This is a genomic window from Pseudolabrys sp. (assembly GCF_035943735.1).
Lineage (GTDB): Bacteria > Pseudomonadota > Alphaproteobacteria > Rhizobiales > Xanthobacteraceae > Pseudolabrys.
The window spans coordinates 13659-33950 of the sequence record NZ_DASZBV010000017.1; the positions used below are offsets into that span (position 1 = coordinate 13659).

A 20292-nucleotide genomic window follows, 5' to 3' on the forward strand; every position below is an offset into this window, starting at 1 on the left:
ATCGTATTGCAACTAATGCGATTTCCGCTTCGCTATCGTATTTGATGGCGGCCTGGCCGGTCATGGCGCAGCAGCCCAACGTCATTATCCCGGACGGGCGCACTCAAACCCAGGTTCAGACCGCCGGCGCTGTCACGAACATCACTACCGCGACCGTTTCGGGGGTTAACGGTTTCAACTCGTTCTCGCGGTTCGGGGTCGGATCGGGAAATACGGTCAACCTGCAACTTCCGGGCGGCACGCAGAACCTGATCAACCTGGTGCACGACGCGCCGGCCTACGTGAACGGCACGCTCAACGCCTACAAAGACGGCCGCATCGGCGGCAACGTCTACTTCGCCGACCCATACGGGTTCGTCGTGGGCCGATCCGGCGTGGTGAACGTTGGCAGCCTCACCGTGTCGACGCCAACGCGCGAATTCGTCGACAGCGTGATCAGTCCGAGCGGGCAGATCAATGAGGGCGCTGTCGGCAAACTGCTCGCGGGGACGGTGCCGATCTCGCCGGACGGCACCATTCGTATCCGCGGCCGCGTCAATGCCGTCGACGCGGTGCGACTGACCGGCCAGAACGTGTTCGTTGGCAGCGGCCGCGATGCGGTCAATCGCGATCATGCCATCAAGTTTGCCTCCACCGTCAATTCGCGCGGGCTGCACAGCGCCAACGGCATCGTCGTCCGCAACGGTTCGATCCAGATCGTCGCGAGCAATCGCGCAAGCGTGTCGAGTCGCCTGGTCGCGCGGAGCCGCACCAACACCGGCGGCGACATCGTCATCACGGCTGGCAAGGCCATCCGGATCGCCTCGACGGCGAAGCTCAAGGCAGCCAGCAAGCGCGGCAATGCCGGTAACATCATCCTTCGCGCCGGCAGCGACCTCACAGTGAAGTCCGGTGCGTCTTTCGACGCCAGCTCCGCGGTCGGCAACGCCGGCGTCGTCGAGCTCAGTTCCTTCGGGACGTTCAACGTCGCCTCCGGCTTCAAGGTCAATCTCGGCGCGCCGAACGGGCAGAAGGGCACGCTGCTCGTCGATCCGACCGTGGTTGTGATCGGCGATTCGAGTCTCGATACCGGCGTCACGATGTCGAACGCCACAGTCGCCTCGATGATCGCGGCGTTGACCGAGGGCGGCACCTTCCAGGTGAGCGCGACCGGCACCGGCGATTCGATCACGCTTGCGCCGCACGCGGTGATCGATACGCGCCGCCTCAACAGCTCGAACGTCTCGACCGGCAACGCGTATAATGTCGAGTTGGACTCGCCGACGATCGACATCCAGGCGGGCGCGAAGATCCTCGCCCAGGCAGTCAACGCAAACGGCTCGACATGGACAAGTGGGACCGTGTCGTTGGTCGCCACCGCGAGCAACATCTCAGGCCTATCGCTGACAGAGTTGGATGCGACGACCGGCATCGACATCGCCGGCACCATTACCGGTGCGTCGATTAGCGCGGTCGCCAATTCGACCGCGAGCCTCTCGGTCACGAATTATTCGGCGCTCGGTATGGCCCAGTTCGGCGCCGGATTCCTTCTTGGCGCGCTGACGGGCGTCAATGGCAATTATCTCAAGTCGTCCGCCACAGCCAAGGTCACGCTCGAATCGACCGCCAACTTGACCGCCAGCGGCGCGGTCACTTTGTCGTCCGTCGGATCGGAAACGGCGTCGGATCCAGCGATCACCTTCTCGGTGGCCGCGCTACAGAACGCAATCGGCGTGGCGGTCATTGTCGGCATCGTCGACGCCAACATCGCAACCGAAGTCAAATCGGGTGCCACGATCTCCAGCGGCGATCTCAACGTCCTGTCGTCGAACAACGCGACCCTGGACGTCTCGGCGCTGTCGGCCAGCACGCAAACGAAAGTCGGCGGTTCGTTCGCCTATTCGACCGGCACCGTAAACACGAGGGCGCTGGTCGATCCGGGAGCCACGATCACCAAGGTCGGCAACGTTACCGTCGGTGCGCAAAACACGAACAGTTTTTCGACCTCGGCGTCGACATTCGCCGCAGGAACGGGATCGGCGGGCGTTTCGGTCGCGCTCAGCGACATGACCAACAACGCCGTCGCCAATCTCGGCGCCAGCCTTCCGTCGTCGGCGTCAGCGGGCGCGGTCACCGTCTATTCGGGCTCGAACACGACGTCGAACGCCGTCAGCGCGTCGGCCTCAGTCGGCAGCAGTTGGCTCGTGGCGGACGGTATCCAGTCGTTCGGCGGCACCTTCCTCAGTTCGGTTTTCGGAGGCGGCGGAACCTTCGATAGCACCGGCGCCGGCCAGTCCGCGTCGTCGCAAGGTACGCTGACCACCTCGCGGGCCGGCGTCGTCCTCTCGCTCAATCTCGCGTCGCTGAACTCCTCGGCGTCCATCGCGGCCGTCGCGCCGGACGCGACGACCGGCAACATGACGGCGTCTGGCACCGCGCCGACAATCGTCGCCTCGGGCGGAGTCGGCGTGATCAGCACGCTGACCGACGGCGGCATTCGCGGTAACGCCGAGTCGACGATCAACTCGCCCGATACCGGCACATCGAGCAATCCGGCCACGACCTCGGCTCTATCGATGGCGGTGAATGTCGACCAACTGACGCAGTCTTCGAACGCTTATATCGGGTCCGGCGTTTCGGTCACCGCGCCGTATATCGGCGTGCACGCAGACATGTCGTCTCCGATCACGAACACGTGGACCGATTTCGACTCCTTCTCGGCGGTGACGTCGCACCTCAACGCCAATGGCGGCATCGTCAACAACATCCTGACGAGTTACGCCAACGCAACGTTCGACGGCGGAGCGAGCAATCCTAACGGCTCACCGACCGGTATCGCCGGCGCGGTCAACTACTTCGAAATCACCAGCAACACGACGGCCTGGGTGGGCAGCGGCGCGACGCTCACGCAGAGCGGCACGAGCCAGTGCGGCGGGACCGGCACGTGCTGGTCGTCGAATCTGGCAGTCTCGGGCTTGGGCGGGGCTCCGACATCCGTGAGTTGGGCCAACGACATCGTCGTCACGGCGGCGACGTCGACCTCGACGATCAATATCGGCGGCAATTTTTCGTGGCTGACCCTGTTCGGGACCAATTCGTCCTCGCAACAAGGCACGGCGGTCGGCGGCTCGGCTAACGTCAATATATTCAACACCAGCACCGTGGCCGGCATCGGCGCCGGCGCAAGCGTCACCACGAACGGTACGCTGGACGTGTCGGCGACCACGAGCGACCTCATCTATGCGGTCGCGCCGACGTCGGGCAAAGGCGCGGGTCTCGGCCTGAACGGTGTCGTGTCGGTTCTGCAGCTCGACAACACGACGACGGCGGCGATCGACAGTTCGGCGACCGTGTCCGCCGAGACGGTGAATATCGACGCAGAGCAACACATGTCCTCGTTCGACGTCGGCGGCGGCGTCGGCGCGAGCAAGGGCACCGGCGTCGGTGTCGTCGTCGCCATCGCCGCTATGTCGGCGGATACCTCGGCCTTTATCGGCGACAGTTCGAACGTGCTGTCGGCGACCGGTGCGACCGCCGACGATTCCAATCTGACGCCGACATCGGCGGGTTCGGTCAGCGCCTTCGATTTGTACGTCGACGCCCTGACGGTCGGGCGGCTGACGACAGTGTCGGTCGCCGCGCAATATAACAACGACGCGCCCAACTCGACGCCTTCGACCCAGGTGCCGGCGACGCAGCCGTCCTCGTTGAGTAGTGCCGCCATCTTGTTCTTCAAGAACATCGGGACCGGCATCTCGACGAAACTCACGAATGCCTACAACGCTCTGGCGGCAAAAACGTCCGGTCCGGTTCAGGCCCAGAACTCGACGGCGGGCGCGGGCAGCGCTGCCGTCGACCTCACGTCGCTCACGACCTCGGCGTCCATCGCCCATAACGCGACGGTGAAGTACACCCCTGGCGGCAACAACCACGTCACCGTTCAGGCGCTCAACAACACGATTATCGACACGGCCGGCGGCGCGGCTGCCGTGTCGAAGGGCGCACCGGGAACCAATTACACGGTGGGGCTTGCCGGCGCCGTCGCGGTCACGATCAGCAGCGACATGACCACGGCGACGATCTCGTCGTCGAGCATCACCGCGAATAGCACGACCGTGCAGGCGTTGGCGGGCGGCCAGAGCACGACGGTCGGCCTCGCGGTCGCCCTGACCACGGGCACCTCCACCAGCAGCGGGCAGGCCTCCGCGTCGGTCTCGATCGCTCAGATCGATGACGGCGTGCAGGCCGGCATCGACAGTTCTACCGTTGGCCAGGCCGTTGGCGGGAGCGGGAATGCTGGTGCGCTTTCCATAGTCGCCGATGAGACGACTAATATCGGTATCGGCGCCGGCTCGCTTTATGGCGGCTTCGGTTCGGGCAACAGCAACGGCTTCGGCGTGGCATTGACCTACGCTGAGATCGGCGATCCATCGAGCGGCGCGGGGGTGTCGGCGGTACTCTCCAATTCCAGCGTCCAAAACACCGCCAGCCTGAACGTCGAGGCGCTGAACACCAGCCGCATCATTTCCGGCGCGGCTGTGGGCGGCGGCGGCGCCGACGCCAGCGGCTTCGCCGGCTCGGTCGTCGTCAACGATATCGATCCAACCATCCTCGCCGAGATCACTTCGACGCCGGCGGTGAGTGGAACGGCCGCCGTCACCGGTGGCATCACCGTGAGCGGCGACGTCACCGTGACCTCCTCGGGCGGCTCGGTGGCCACGCTCGACGCGCTTATCGCCAACGCAGCGACCGCGGGGAGTTGCCTGACCGGATCGACCTGCGATTCAGGCATCGACTTCACGGGCTCGGCCCTGTCGCCGACGAACACGACCGGCGCGGCCATCCTGGCGGTTGCCGGCAACGTGCAGATCACAGGTAAATCCAACGTCGGCATCTCTATCGTCGTGAATCGGATCGGGACGCGGCACGAGGCCCTGATCGACGGCGCCTCGGTGACGTCCACCGGTGGCGTCGTCAGCGTGTCGGCGAATGACGACTCGGAAATCCTTGGAATTGCCATCGGTGTCAGCGCGGCGGGCGGCTCCATGGCCGGCAATGGCTCGTTCGCCTACAACGCCATCGACAATGACGTGATTGCCCAGATCGGCCACGGCGCAAATACCAGCGATCCGGTCAATACGGCCACGGCGACTGTCGCGGCCGCGGCTGTCGCCGTGACGGCAAATGACGACGCGAAGATCCGCGGCGCCGCGGGTGCGATCTCGATCAATATCAAGGGCGGCAACGCCGTCGGGCTTTCGGCCGCGATCAACCAGATTTCGACTTATGTTTCGGCGGCGGCGGTCGGGGCTCACGTCACCGCCGATAATACGTTGAGCGACAGCAGCCCGCTCGTTACCGGCAATCTCCGGACCGGCGCCGTGCTCGTCGCCGGAAATTCCGACGCCGGCATCCTCACGATCTCGATCGGTACGGCCATTACTGTCGGGAACAACACCAATTCGCCGCCGCCGACGCCGCAACAAAATCTTTCCTCGCTGGTCGGCAGCATGAAGCCGGGCACGCCGTCGAGTCTCACCGGTTTCGGGGGCGGGGGGGTGACGCCGCCAACTGCGCCATCTGCGCCGGCTGCCCCATCCGTGCCGTCAACCGGCATGGCGGGCGCCGGTTCATTCGCGATCAGCACCGAGGGGACTTCGGTGTACTCGGCGATCGGCAGCGGCGGCAACGGCTACAATTCCGCCGTCGACGCCAAGGGCAACGCGCTCGTGCTGGCGTCGAACTCCGACGCGATCTCCGCCTATGCCGGCGCGCTCAGCATCTCGGCCGGGGCCAAATCGGCGGCCGGCGCCTCGGTGGTCGTCAACACCATCAACGGGACGACCTCGGCGCAGATCAGCAACAGCGGCGTCGACGCGCACGGCCTCGGCGCCGGCGCCACGGTCGATAACGGCACCATGGCCACCGCCATCGACCCGTCGTCGGCCGTCACACCGGCGACCGATCCGAACCTCGCGGACGGCACGCAGACCATCAACGGCATTGCGGTCGTCGCGACCTCCCGGCAGTCCGCCGACACGGTCAGCGTGGTGGGCGCCGTCGCCAGCACCGGCGGCGCGATGGACGCCAATGCGGTGACCAACGTCATGGGCGGCACGACCTCGGCACAGGTTCTCTCCTCGAACCTGGACAAGAATCTGTCGAGCGGCGAGACTTCGGCGGTTCAGGTGACCGCCGCAAGCGCGTCCTTCGCCAACAATCTCGACATCGGCATGGCCGATTCCGCGTCGAGCGCCTCCGCCACCATCGCGCTTGCCATCAACACGATGAACCGCACGACCACCGCCAAAGTGGATTCGACCGATATCGGCTCGAGCGTCGTCCCGGTCGGCGCGGTCGGGGTGCTGGCCAATTCCTTCCAAGGGACCTCGGGCGAGGTCGTCGGCGCGGCCGGTTCGGGCAGCAGCGGCGGCTTCGCCGGCTCGGCGCTCACCAACCTGTTCCAGGCGACGACGACCGCGTCGCTGGACCACGGCAACGTCTATTCCAGCGCGCTATCGGTGCAGGGCAACGGCCTGAACGGCTTCTTCGCCGCCGCGGGTGCCGGCGCGCTCGGCGGCTCGGCCGGCATCGGCGCCACCGTCGTCGTGACGACCAGCGACAACACGGTCCAGGCGCTGGTCGGCGACTCCGATGCGAGCACGGCCGCGACCAGCCTGCATCTGACCGGCGCGCTGGTCATCGCGGCGAGCAACAAGACCAACACGTCGAGCTACGCGATCGTCGGCGCGCTCGGCGGCACCGCCGGCATCGCGGCGCAGTTCTCCGGAATGTTCATCACCAACACGGTGGACGCCGAGCTCGACAACGCGTCGGTCACCAATACGGCGACCACGGCCGCCGATGAGGCGGTGACCGTCTCCGCCACTGAGACTGACTCGATCACCCCCATCGTCGGCGGTGTCGCGGGCGGCGGCACGGCCGGCATCGGCGCCGGCGTCAATCTGGTGATCCTGAAGAGCAACACAAAGGCGCTGATGGCCGGGGCGACCGTCACCACCGGCGGTGATGTCGCGGTGACCGCGCTGAGCAACCGCGCGGTCAAGCCGATCACGGCGATCGCGGGCCTCGGCGGCCAGGTCGGCATCGCCGGCACGGTCGGCGTCGTCCTCATCGGCTCGGCTGCGACGTCCGATGAGATGAGCGTGCTCAACGCCGGCGCCACAAGTGGCGACTCGAACAGCGGCACGCTCGGCAACGCCGGCGCCGCGACCGGCACCGATGTCGTCGCCGCGACCGGCAGCGGCGTCGACGGCATCTCCGCGCAGATCATCGGCGGCAGCGTGACTGCGAACAAGGTCGACATCAGCGCGACCTCCAACGTAGCGACGCGCAATATCGTCGGCGCGCTCGCAGTCGGCCTCGGCGGCGGCGGCTTCGGCGCGGCGGTGGGATATACCGATGTCGACCAGACCATCACCGCGAAGGCCACCGGCGGCAGCCTGACGACGCCGACACTGTCGATTGCGGCATCCGCCGGCGACGAAAGCGGCAGCCACGCCGCCGAGTCGTGGGGTATCGCGGGTGCGGGCGGGCTTTACGTGGGCATCGGCGCGGCCGTCGGCGACTCGAACGTCGATAACACGATCGTCGCGGAGCTCGGCTCGACCACCGACGGCGGCAGCACTGGCGCCGCGTCCGGCACCATCGCCGTTAGCGCGACCGATGCATCAAGCCTGGCGTCCTACGGCTACGGCTTCGGCGCCGGTGCGGCGGCGGTCGGATTGTCGCTCGGCTTCTCCAACAAAAAGAGCTCGGTGACCGCCGACTTCGCTCCCTCGACCAGCGTCACGAACTTCGCAAACGTGGCGATCGGGGCCAGCGGCAGCGGCAGTGTCGCTGCGACGACCTATGCCGGCGCTGCAGGCATCGCCTCCGGAGCCGGCGCCTCGGCGCAAGGGAGCGATAACGAAACGATCGTCGCCGATATCGGGCATAACGCGTCAGTCTCGGCGGCGGTCGCCGGTGTGCTGGTGAACGCCACCGCCGCTCCGGACGTCTCGACCACTTCGTACGGCGTCGCCGTCGGCGGCGTCGGCATGGGCGCATCGGTCGCCGAATCGACGGCGGCGGTGAACGTGTCGGCCTATGTCGATCACGACAGCACGATTTCCGGTGGAGGCCTCACGATTACCGCCTCGGCCTTGCTGCCGGGCTCCGGCCATACGGCCCACGCCTATGCGGTCGCCGCAGGCGGCGGCACGTTGTTCGGCGGGCAAGCAACCTATGTCGACACCGAAGACAATTCGAACGTGACCGCCTATGGCGGAACGGGCCTGCATCTTCCCTCGGCCAATGTCACGATCGCCGCCGAGAACGACACCAACCAGCTGTCGGAGGCGCTCGGCGTCGCGGCCGGATGGATCGGCGTCGGCGCCACCGTCGCAGAGACGTCGTCCAACGGCAGCTCGGTCGCCTATCTCGACACCGGCGCCGTAACGGCGGCGAGCAATCTCGGCGTGCTGTCGATCACCGCGACCGGCACGGACTCCAACACGTCGAACGCGACGGCCGGATCGGGCGGCGTCTATGCCGGCGCCGCCGCCATCGCCAACACCACGAGCACCAGCACGACGACCGCCACGCTGAAGGGCAATACCACCCAGGACACGCTCTATTTCGGTGGCCTCGGCATCAACGCCGCGCACACCGTGAGCTTCTCGGCCGACGCCGACGCCTTCCAGGCATCGGTGGTGGGCGCGAGCGGCGGCGGAACCAACAATACGGTCAACGACACCGTCACCGCCGAGGTCGGCCCGTACCTCATCATCAATTCGGCCGGCGGCAACATGAACGTCATCGCCTCCGATACGGTCAATGAAGCGAGCGGCGGTGCGCGCGCCGGCTCGGGCGGCGTGGCGGCCGGCGCGGCGACGTTGAGCAGTTCGACCGTGACGCAGACGGTCGAGAGCCATATCGACAATCACACGATCTTCAGCCTCAACGACAATCCCGCGACGTCGACGGCCTCGATCGACATCGAAGCATACAATTTCCTCAATACCGTCGACTCCGTGAGCCTGTCGGCCGGCGGTCTGTTCGCCGGTGGTGGCGCGCAGTCGTACATGACTGCGACGGCCACGGATTCGGTCGTCATCGACGACAACGTCACTTTGTTCAGCGCCGGCAATATCGCCATCGGCACCGCGGCGCGGATGGCGGCGAGAAACAATGCCAACGCCGATCTGTACGGCCTCATCACCGGCGCCGGCGCCGACACCAAGTCTGACCTCAAAGCGACGCAGTCGGTAACGGTCGGGGACAGCCTGATCGAAGGCTGGGGCACGATCGGCATCTATGCAGGGCAGAGCGGCGACGGCGCCTACACCACCACTGTGTCGGCGAACGGCACAACGGTCGTCTACAATTACGCCCTGATCCCAATCACCGCCGTTTACAAGGGCGCCTCGTCGGCGGAAAGCGATGCGACGTTGACGCTGGCGACCGGCTCGCGCGTGCTTGGCGCCAATAACGTCTCACTCGGCTCGACGTGGGGCACCGTCGCGTCGAACGGCAGCGGCACGAACTACAACCCGTACCTGTCGCTGTTCAGCACCGAGAACCATGATGACGCTGGCGCAACGCCGGTGACCTCGGCCGATGTCATTCTCAACGGCACGATTGCCGCTGGCATCCATCATCAGGACATCATCACGATCGCCTACAACGGCACGGTGACCTTGTCGCCCGGCACCTCGCCGTATGCGCTCACGCTCGAACAGGTCAGCGATCCGAGCCAGTTCAGCCCGGTGATGAGCTACAATCACCAGACGATCCAGTACGCGACCGTCGGTGGCTTCAATCCGAAGCTGGACGTGCTGAGCCAGATCGCGTCGCTGAGCGGACAGACCTGCGACGCGACCTGCTCGAACATCAAGGCCGAGATTGGCAGCCCCAACCCGCCGACCGCGCAGAACGACGATTCCGCCGGCACGAAGCAGCGGCAGATCAACACGCTGATCCAGGAAATCGCCTATATGGCCGACGCCTCCGGACCGTCTTACGTGTTCGGAAACATCGTCGCTTCGGCCGGCAACGTCTCGATCCTGGCCAACACGCTCAGCGGGGCCATCGTCAATGGCGTGACGCCGTCGGTGACCGCCTACGATTCGCCGAAGATCAGCATCGACAACCAGGGCATCGATTTCCTGTTCGTGCATGACCTGCTGCTGAGCGGCGTCTCAGGCGGCCGCGTGAACTTCACCGGAGCGGCGACCGACAGCAGCGTGGTCCAGTCTGCAATGCAGGGGATCACCTTCAGCCGCGACCTCAGCGCGCAGACGCCGTCGATCATCGTCAACGCCAGCTACAACGCGACCAACGTCAACCGCCAGCCGATCGACCAGAATGGCAATGTCCTGGCCACGACGCCGGACATCTATTTCGGCGGCACGGTCACGACCTACAGCGGCCTGCTCAGCGTCACCAACCAGCTCGGCAACGTGCTGCTCGCGGGCACCATGAACGCGGGCACCGTGTCCATGAACGTGCCGAACGGTATGATCGGCGGAAGCCTGGGCGCCAACAGCGTCTATAATTCGAATTACGACGTCGCGTCGCAGTGGACGAGTGTCGAATACCGTCCGACCGACATCGTCACGGCGGTCGAGGCGGCGGCGACGTATCTGGGCGCGGTTGCCCCTCCAGGAACGACCGGCATTGCGTATGTCGACGGCAACGCGAACGCGCTGCCGTACTATTACTACACCGGCGAAGGGAACGGGCCTCAGTACGCGCCGGTCAACTCGTCGGGGTACGGCAACCCCAGCGCGGTGTTCACGGCGCGGCTGATGGCGCTGTTCTACGGCTATGGCTCGCTTTACTCCGCTCTCTTTCTGCCCGTCAGCACAGGCTACGGTCCGGTACCCTTGACGTCCGGTGCAAGCGGATCCGATTGGGAGCGCCACGCCTATCAGGGGCAAGCCTATTGGGGTGACGATTCCGGGCCCTTCAATTGCAGCGGCTGCGGCAACTTCTTCCAGATCGTCCAGTTGCAGAATCAGGTTATCAGCGGCGTGACGGCAAACGCTGCGAGCGCGTCCGCACCGTCGACGATCAACGCGGGCAAAGCGCTGATCATTTCGGCCTCTATCGTCAACATCAACGGCAACATCTCGGTTGGCCAAAGCAGCAATTATTCGGTCAACATCGGCACCGACGCGCTCAACGCCATCAATGCCCTCAAGGGCAACGCGACGGCACTGGCGCTGGCGAAGAGCAACGCGGCATCCGGGCATTACATCGATCTCACCGGCGACGTCGCGGCCGCCAACGGGTCCGATGTGAAGATCGCGGCGTCATATGACGCGGCGACGGATCAGATCATGCTGAGCCCGGTGGTGCAGGGCACCGGCGGCTACGTCTACCTCAACGGCAAGATCATCAGCACGTCGTCGAGCGGCAGTTCGATGGGCAACATCACCGTCCACGGCGGCGCCGGCACGGTCACGGTCAACAATACGACCGGCGTCGACCTGGTCACGAACGTGATCAACACCGGGGTCAGTGCGGCGAGCGTTATCGAATTTGTCGACCAGTCGAAGAACCAGACCACCTGGTATGTCTACAACGCCGGCGCACCTAGCAATCAGCAGGTCAGCGTCTATCAGCAGGCCGGCGTCAACAATGGCGGCTACAGCGGGCTCTCGCCTACGAGTGTCACGGCGAACGCTAATCTCCAGTACCTGCCGGCCGACCAGCTTTACCAGTGGACCGACAGCACGCATTTGACCCGCGCCGATTCGACCGACGTATCCGTGTTCGGCTGGAATTTCGTTGCGCCGGCTAACGGTGGACTCACCGACTATTCGCGCACGCAGGGGACGGTGATCAACGGCACGCAGGCGACCAATTTCTCCGAGACGGTCACTGCCACCGGCTCCTATGTTACGCACGCTCTGGGCACAGCCGATGCGATCAACGGTACCGACTTCAAGAACGGTACCTGGTATCAGGAACGCTACGATGACCTGACGCTGACGATGACCAACCGCGTCAAGGCGAACTTCGGGATCAATCTCAGCTTCACCGGCGGCGGCACCAGTAATATCGCCGTTACGTCGAACTCGAACATCGTCATCGACGCCTCGATCAACAACCTGCAAGGCAACACCTCGCTGACTGCGACTGGCGTGAACTCGAAGGGCACGCCTTCGGCGATCGTCAACGGAGCGTCGCCATTCGTCTCGGGCGTGTCGATCGCGCTGAGCGCGCCGGGCGGCATCGGCGCGGCGAACGCGCCGCTGCCGATCGCCACTTACGGCGGCCAGCTGACGGCGACGTCCGTCGACAGCGATATCGCTATCTCGGCGGCGGGCGGCCTGTCGATCGCGCAGGTGAAGGCCAACCCGGCCGTTACCGGTGCCGCGCCGCAGGGTAACATCTATCTGTCGGCGACGGGGGACATCACCTCGGCGACGCCTTACGACCTGTCCAATCCGATCGTCGCCGGCAAGTCGATCACCATCAACACGTCGGGCGGCGCTATCGGCGCGGTTTCGGGCGTCGACAGCAACGGCCTCGCCACGCTGACCAACATCAATCCGATCGTCATCGAAGCGACCGCGACGGCGTTGTCCGACGGCACGTTCGACGGCGGCCTCCTCAACAGCACGTCGGCGGCCGGCGCCTATATCATCCAGTCGACCGGCAACCTGCGGCTCGGCACCGTTTCGTCGACCGGCGCGCTTTTCCTCGCGGCGGCGGCAGCGGACGGCCAGCCCGCCAACATCCTGAACGGCGTGGCGAGCGGCGGCCTCACCAAGGAGCAGACCGACTACCTCAAGAGCGTCTGGTCCGATCTCGACCTGCTCAACACCAGTTGCGGCAGCGCCAACTGCACACCGCAGTCGGTCGTCAGCTACCAGTCGATGATCAACGCGGCGTACAACGATTACTGGCAGCTGCGGAACATCGCGTTCAGCGACGGCGTCACCTATGCCATCTCGGCGCTTGGCACCAAGGCGATTGGTGCGCAGCTCATCGCCGCGGGCGTGCTGGCGCAGGGCACCGACCTCGTGACGCCGTCGACCGCGACGCAGACCGCGATCCAGACCGAGGCCAACAATCGCTTCATGAAGGATCAGTACCTGCTCGGACTGAAGACGACGGCGCAGCTCGGCGTGTCGCTCGATACGCTGTTCGGCACGCAGGCCGGGCAGGGAAGCCAGTTCCAGGCGGCGGTGTCGACGTCGGCTCTCACGGCCGCACTGACGACCTACAATTCGTCGTTCGCTTATACTTTGCCGACGCTGTCCACCCTGTACACGAACTTGGCCTCCGGCTCGCAATGGACCCAGGACCAGCTCACCTACATCGTCAGCGCCGGGGCCAACCCGGAGAACAACACGCCGCCGCCGTCGATCGCGTCGCTGCCGCTGAACGTGAGCGGCCGGCAGGTGATGCTCTACGCGCCGAACGGCACGATCGGCAGCCTGGCCACGCCGCAGACCTTCTCGTTCACCAGCGACGGCTCGCTGCCGCTGACCGACGTGCAGAAGGCGCTGATGGCGTCGGCCGGCCCCGGTCAGCTCACTGTCACCACTTCGACCTATAACGGCCCGAATGGAGCCGTGCCGGAATACACCGTCTCGATCGCGCAGCAGAGCCTGGTCAAGGTCAGCTCGCTCGGCACCGTCTCGGCCAAGGCGCAGGACCAGATCTACCTCGGCAGCGCGTCCGACCTGAGCCTCGGCGGCATCCCGGTCGCGACCTTCGGTCCGATCGCCGCTGCCTATTCCGCCGGCGTGCAGACGATCGGCGGCGGCGACGTCCTGCTGCAGGCGGTCGGCAGCATCCTCGGCGGCGTGGCCGGCCAGGTCGCGATCTCCGGCGACATCACCAACCTGACGCTGATTTCGGAGACCGGCAGCATCGGCGCGGCCGGCCTTGCCGGGGTCAATCCCGCACAGAATGACAACGCGTTGTTGCTCGCCCTGTCGGGCGCGACTGTCGGTAATCTCGATCAGCTCCAGGCGACGCACGGCATCTATATCCGTCAGACCACGGGTGATCTGGTGCTTGGCAACGTCAATGCCGGCAGCGGCGCAGACGGCGTGCTCCAGCTCGCCGCGACCGGCAGCATCTATGCCGAGTCCGGCTTTACCGACCGCACGGCCGTCCACGTGGTCGCGTCGGCGCTCGACCTGAGGGCGGGCGGGAGCGTCGGCTTCAACGGCGCAACCTTGCAGCCGCTGCAGGTCAAGATCTCCGGCGCCATCACCGGCACGGCGGTCGGCGACATGACGATCCTGAGCCCGAACAGCAACATGACCGTCGGCGCGGCGGGCACCTACGGCGTTCTGACGTCAGGTGGCGCGCTGACGCTCGATACGATCGCCGGCACGATCGCAATCAACGCGGACGTAACCAGCACCGGCGCCATGGATCTTCTCGCCAATGCCGCGATTACGTTCGCCGACGGCACGAGCGCTAACCCGGTGGTGGCGCAGAGCACGGGCGGCGCGATCACGCTCGCCTCGGCGTCCCTGAACATGGGCGCTTATTCGGCGCTCGACGCCGCCGGCGTGCTCTCGGTCGTCACGACGGGCGACGTGACGCTCGGCCAGCTCAGGTCGGCGGCGTCCTACGCCGCCGCCGGCAACGCCGCCTCGATCGTCGTTCAGGCCGGCGGTGTGACGACCGGCAACATCTTCAGCAACGGCGACGGCAGTGTGAATCTTGTCACTACGGGTGCTGGTGCTCGGTTGTCGATGACGGCCAGCACCATCGGCACGACCTCGCAGCGCGTAACGGTGAGCTCGCAGTCCCTTGCCGCGACCGCGAGCGACGGCAGTATCTACCTGACTGCCGCACCGGACATGCGCGCGACGTTGTTGTCCGCGGTCGAGGGCACCGTCGATGTAACCGGCGCCGCCAGCTACACGCTCGATAGCGTTCTGGCTAGCACCGCTGCCGGTGCGACGGGCCACTTTATCGCGCAGACCACCGGCCCCGGCACGCTCACTGTCGGCACCGCGACCGGTCGCGGCACGCTGCGACTCCTGGCTGCGGACAGCGTGAGCTTCGGCACCCTCACCAGCCTTGCCCTCGCGGGCGATCCCGGAGACGTGATCGTCACGGCTGGCGACGGCGCGATCCTGGGCGGCTCGATCACGGCCTACGGCGGAGTGACCCTGACGGCCGGCGCGAACCTGCCTGTCGGTTCGCCGCTCGCAGCCAATGCGAAGATTACCGGCACCGGGAACATCGCGTCGTCTACGTTCATTACTCTCAGCGCTCGTGGCCAAATCGATTGGGCAACCCTCAACGCCGCAACGACCATCGACGTGACCTCCACGGACGGCGGAGCAAGGGTTGGTACGGCGACCACAGTTGGCTCCATCACGATGCGCGGCAAGCAGGACGTCGCATTCGATCAACTGACCAACACTGCCGCGCCCGGCCAGGGCGACGTAACGCTTACGTCCGACAATGGCTCGATCATTGGTGGATCGATCACCTCCAACGGTGCCGTCTCGCTGATCGCCGCAGGCTCGATCAGCGCGACCGGTGCGGCCGGAAACGGCGGCACGCTGAACTGGTCCGTGCTTCACGCCGGCGGCAGCATGTTCCTGCACTCGCTCGGCGACGCGATCACCATCGACGTTGCGGAGAGCGGCGGCACGCTCACGCTGTGGGCCAAGAACAACGTAACATTCAGGCAGGTGACCGCGACCGGCAGCGGCAGCGACATCGTCCTGCGTTCAGATGAGGGGGCGATCATCGCGCTCGGGACCGGCCTGGTGAATGTGGATGCCGGCGGCTCGGTGACGATGAATGCCGCAACGAGCATTACCGGCGCAGAGGTCAGGGCGGGCGGCGCGGTCGGGATGACGGCGACCAACGGCCAGATCGCCTGGAACGCCGTCACTGCCGGGACGACCGTCGACGTGCGTTCGTCCGGGGACGTCGTCGATATCGCGACGATTACGAGCGGCGGGACGCAGACCCTGTGGGCCGAGAATAACGTCACATTCACCCAACTGACCGCCACGACTGGCGGCGCTGACATCACATCAAATACTGGCGCGATCGTGGGCGGCTCGGTCGCTCTCGGCGGCGCAACGCGGATGGTCGCTAAGACGACGATCTCGGGCACCACCGCCACATCCACCGCCGGAGCGATGGAAATGAGCGCCGAGGGGATGATCACCTGGAATGCCGTGGACGCGGCCGGCGGCAGTTTGACGATCATCTCGACCCGCGAAACGATGGATGTCCCGAGCCTGTCCAGCGGCGGCAAGATGACGCTCGACGTGGCCCAGGACATGCTGATTACTCAGATCACAACCACTGGCATTCCCAATGATGCCGGCGACGTTGCGGTGACGTCGCATACCGGGCGGATCACGGGCGGCACAATCGCGGCTAACGGCGGCGTGACGCTCGATGCTCCGATATCGATCACCGGCGTATCGGCCACCGGCGCAACAGGGGCCGTGTTTATGAACACCAACGGCCTCATCGACTGGGCCACCGTGATCGCGGGCACTACAGTCAATGCCCGCTCGACCGCCGACAGCGTTCACTTCGACAGCGTCACCAGCGGCGGCACGCAGACCATCCGCGCCGCGAACAATGTCGACTTCAACCGCCTGACGACCAACGGCGTCATCGGCGACGCGGGTGACGTTATCGTCGCCGCCGACACCGGTTACATCCAGGGCACGACAGTGGCCGCGCATGGCTCGGCCTCGCTGGCGGCGGCGACGACGAACAAGGGTACGACGCTGGTCGCCTCGACTGGGTCCGCGACGCTCACCGCGGGCGGCCTCATCGATTGGGCGACGTTGAACGCCGGTACGACCATCGGCGTGCACTCAACCGGCGACGCCATCGATCTTGTCAGTGCCACCAGCGGCGGCTCGCAGACGATCCATGCCAATCAGGACGTCACTTTCGGCCACCTGACGACGACAGGGATCCCGGGCGATCTCGGCGACATCACGGTGACGTCGGACAACGGCTCGATCACCGGCACCTCGGTCTCGGCGAATGGCAATGCCGCCTTCAACAGCGGCAATTCAATTAACGTGACGACGATGCAGGCGGGCTCCGCGACGCTGAGCACACCGCATGACCTGACGCTCGGACTGTTGAGCGTCTACCGGGCCATGACTTTGGGTGCCGACATCATCGACGTGACCGCGAAACAACTGCCGTCGGTGCCACCGGTGCCGCTGCACGTGACGGTGACTGGCTACCGGGGCGGTGTCGCAACCCATGCCAACCTGACCATCGATCCGCCGCAGGTCATCATCGACACGCTGAGCATCATGGACTCGACCATCGACGTCGATTCGCCCAACCTTACGATCACCAACGGCTACGTGCCCGGTCAGATGATGCTGACGACTCCGGCCGGAGAGATCCTTCTGGACAACCGCGGCCCGGGCCCGGTCGGTGGCGCGAACCTGCAGCTCTACGAGCCGGGCGGCGTCTTCACGATGCAGCAGATCGGCAATGCCAACTTCAGCAACACGCAGGTGGTCTATTACGACACGACCATCTCATCGACGATTATCAACTACGGTGGCGGGAGCTTCACCGGCTCGAGCTTCATCCGTAACTCGCTGCAGGACATGCGCAACGGCGACAACGACAATCTGGACGTGACCGTGCTGCGCGCCCTGTATTTCCAAGGGCTGGTCAACGGGGAGCCGGCGCACGGTCCGATCGAGGTCATCGGCAACGGCCCGGCCGTGAACATCGAAGGTCTGTTTGGCACCGGAACGAAGCGTAAAGGGCGTCGGAAGAATATCCACAGAACCTCGATGGATAGCCGCCACGGTGCCGACTTTGCGTCGATCGCCTATGGTAGGTAGTAGAATCGTGCCACCTAGGCCGTTCACGCAGTGGCGGCCGGCTATCGGTCGGGTGCTTTCATCGATGCGGCTTGCCCCTCTGACGATCGGTTTGGCGGTTGTGACTTTATTCGTCGCGCAGGCCCGGGCGCAGACGTCGCCGCAAGTCAATCCGGGCGTCATCAACCAGGACATCGAGCGCCAACGCCAGCGCTTCGAGCAGCAGGCCGCGCCGCCGAAGCAGCAGGGGCCATCGGTCGTCGGGCCGCAACGGGCGCCCGCGATCAAGGTTCCGGGAGGCGGAGCTACCTTCCTGCTGCGAAAGGTCGTCTTCGATAAGTCCAAGTTCATCAGCGACGAAGAGCTGCAGACAATCGCCGCGAAATATGTCGGTAAGCGGGTGGATATCGCCGCGCTGCAGAACATGATCACCGACGTCAACGCGATCTACGCAAAGCGCGGCATCGTCACCGCGATCGCGACGCTGCCGCCGCAGACCGCCAACAAAGGCGTGATCAAGGTCAAGCTGACGGAAGGACGGTTGCAGAAGACGTCCATTCTCGGCACCCAGCAGACCTCGCAGGACTACATCCGCGCCAGCGTCAATCCGCCGACCGGCGAGGTGCTCGACGTTCCGCAGCTCAACCGCGACGTCGTCCGCTTCAACCGGACCAACGACGTGCAGTTGCGCGCTTTGTTGCAGCCGGGCACCGATTTCGGCCTGACCGATCTGCAACTCGCCGTAACCGAGCCGCCGGTCAACACGCTGCAGCTCTTCCTCGACAATCAGGGCGTTCAGAGTACCGGCAAGAACGAAGGTGGCATCTACTACAAGCGATACGGTCTGCTCGGCATCGACGACCGGTGGACGCTTTATGGCGTCAAGTCGCAGGGCAATCTCAACGGCAACTTCGCCGTCAACGTCCCGTTCAACCCGTGGGGTGGACGGATCGGCGCCAGCTATACCCAGGGGCTGATCAAGATCGTCCAGGGTCAGTTCTCCACACTCGACGTGACGGGCACGTCGAACCAGGCTGCCCTCAACGTCTCGCAGCCCTTCTGGGTGGACGAAACCTGGCTGCTCCAGGCGACCGGTGCCTACGCTTACGGCAATTCCGAAAGCGACTTCTCGGCCGTTCCCGTCACCAATGACCGGTATTCAAAGGATACCGGTGGTCTGTCGATCTCGGCGATCGGGACGAACTACAATATCTCGCTCCTGCCCACCTACAATTCGATCAATTGGCACGACAAGATCCTCGGCGGCGAGCGCAGCTTCAACACCTTTTCCGGCTCCGGAAATGGTGCGCTGCAATTGCCTGAACAGCTGAGCGTCATCGCGCTCGGTGGGTACCAATACACTTGGGAAAAACTGCTGCCGGGTGACCAGCTGATTTCGATCGGTGGCCCGACGACGGTGCGCGGCTATCCGACCAACACCGCGTCCGGCGACAGCGGCTATTATTTCAATCTCGAACTGCACAGGAACATGTCGGACCTGGTCAAAGGGCTCGACCTTTTCGTCTTTACCGACAGCGGCGCCGTTTTCTCGACCGCGCCAGCGGTGACGCAGCTCGATTCGTCCGGGTTCGGCCTGTCGTGGACGCCGTATCTGCCGCTGACCCTGGAGGCGAGCATCGGCGTTCCGTGGCGGACCGTCGTTGCCGACCAGGATCACTATCAATTCTACGGCCGCATTACCTTCAGGCCGTTGCTGCTTTTCACCGAACAAGGCCCGCTCCGCGCCGGAGGAGGCTCGAATGGAGGCTAACATGGATGCATCTCGTCTGTCTGCTTGCACTAAGCTTGCGGCTGCCATTGCCGTCGCGGCATTCGCTGTAAGTCAGGGACCTGCGTACAGCCAGGGCGTCAAGAAAGAGCCTGCGCCGGTAGGCGCGCAAGGCGTGCTGTCGACGCCGGTCGCCAAGGTCGACGGCTTTCGTTCGGCGAAGTTCGGCATGACCGAGGCGGAAGTGAAAGGCGCCATTGCGTCGGATTTCGGCGTCAAGGGCAATGCCGTCCGGGAACAGCCCAATGTCGGCGAACGCACCAAGGCCTTGCTCGTGAAAGTGCCTGACGTCTTGCAGGGCGGCGGCACCGCCGAGGTGTCGTATATCTTCGGGTATCACACTAAGAAGTTGATTCAGGTTTCGGTGTCGTGGTCCAAGGCGACCGACGAGAAGATGTCTCCGGAGCAGTTGTTCTCGAATTCGAGCGTGTTGCGTGACTACTTCATGGCCGAGGGCTTCAAGCCCGAGACGGTCGCGACGAACATGCCGATCAGCGGCGGATTGCTGATGTTCCGTGGCAGCGATACCAAAGATCACACTGCAATGCTGATCTTGCAGGGTACCTTCGCGCAGGGCGAGCACAATCAGCGTGTCCTCACGCCCGCCAGCCTGCTGCTGTTTTATATTGAGGATCCGAAGGCCCCGGACGTCTATCGTCTGCCCCGCGGCTCGTTCTAGCGCATCGCGCGCGGCGGCTC

At 65.0% G+C, this 20292-nt stretch carries 3 protein-coding genes; all 3 read left to right on the forward strand.

Translation table 11 applies throughout. The annotated features are described in order from the left end of the window. Window positions 1-62 precede the first annotated feature (62 nt). The 3 genes from VGV41_RS11245 to VGV41_RS11255 all read left to right on the forward strand — a co-directional run bounded on the left by VGV41_RS11245 (window position 63) and on the right by VGV41_RS11255 (window position 20272). Window positions 63-17825 (forward strand): leukotoxin LktA family filamentous adhesin, encoded by a 17763-nt coding sequence (locus tag VGV41_RS11245; RefSeq protein ID WP_326863926.1) that lies wholly within the window; start codon window positions 63-65, stop codon window positions 17823-17825. Between the two features lie 64 nt (window positions 17826-17889). Beyond that, window positions 17890-19575 (forward strand): ShlB/FhaC/HecB family hemolysin secretion/activation protein, encoded by a 1686-nt coding sequence (locus VGV41_RS11250; protein WP_326863927.1) that lies wholly within the window; start codon window positions 17890-17892, stop codon window positions 19573-19575. Between the two features lies 1 nt (window position 19576). After that, a complete protein-coding gene (locus tag VGV41_RS11255; RefSeq protein WP_326863928.1) occupies window positions 19577-20272 on the forward strand; it encodes a hypothetical protein in 696 nt (231 codons plus the stop codon). The last annotated feature ends 20 nt before the right edge of the window (window positions 20273-20292 follow it).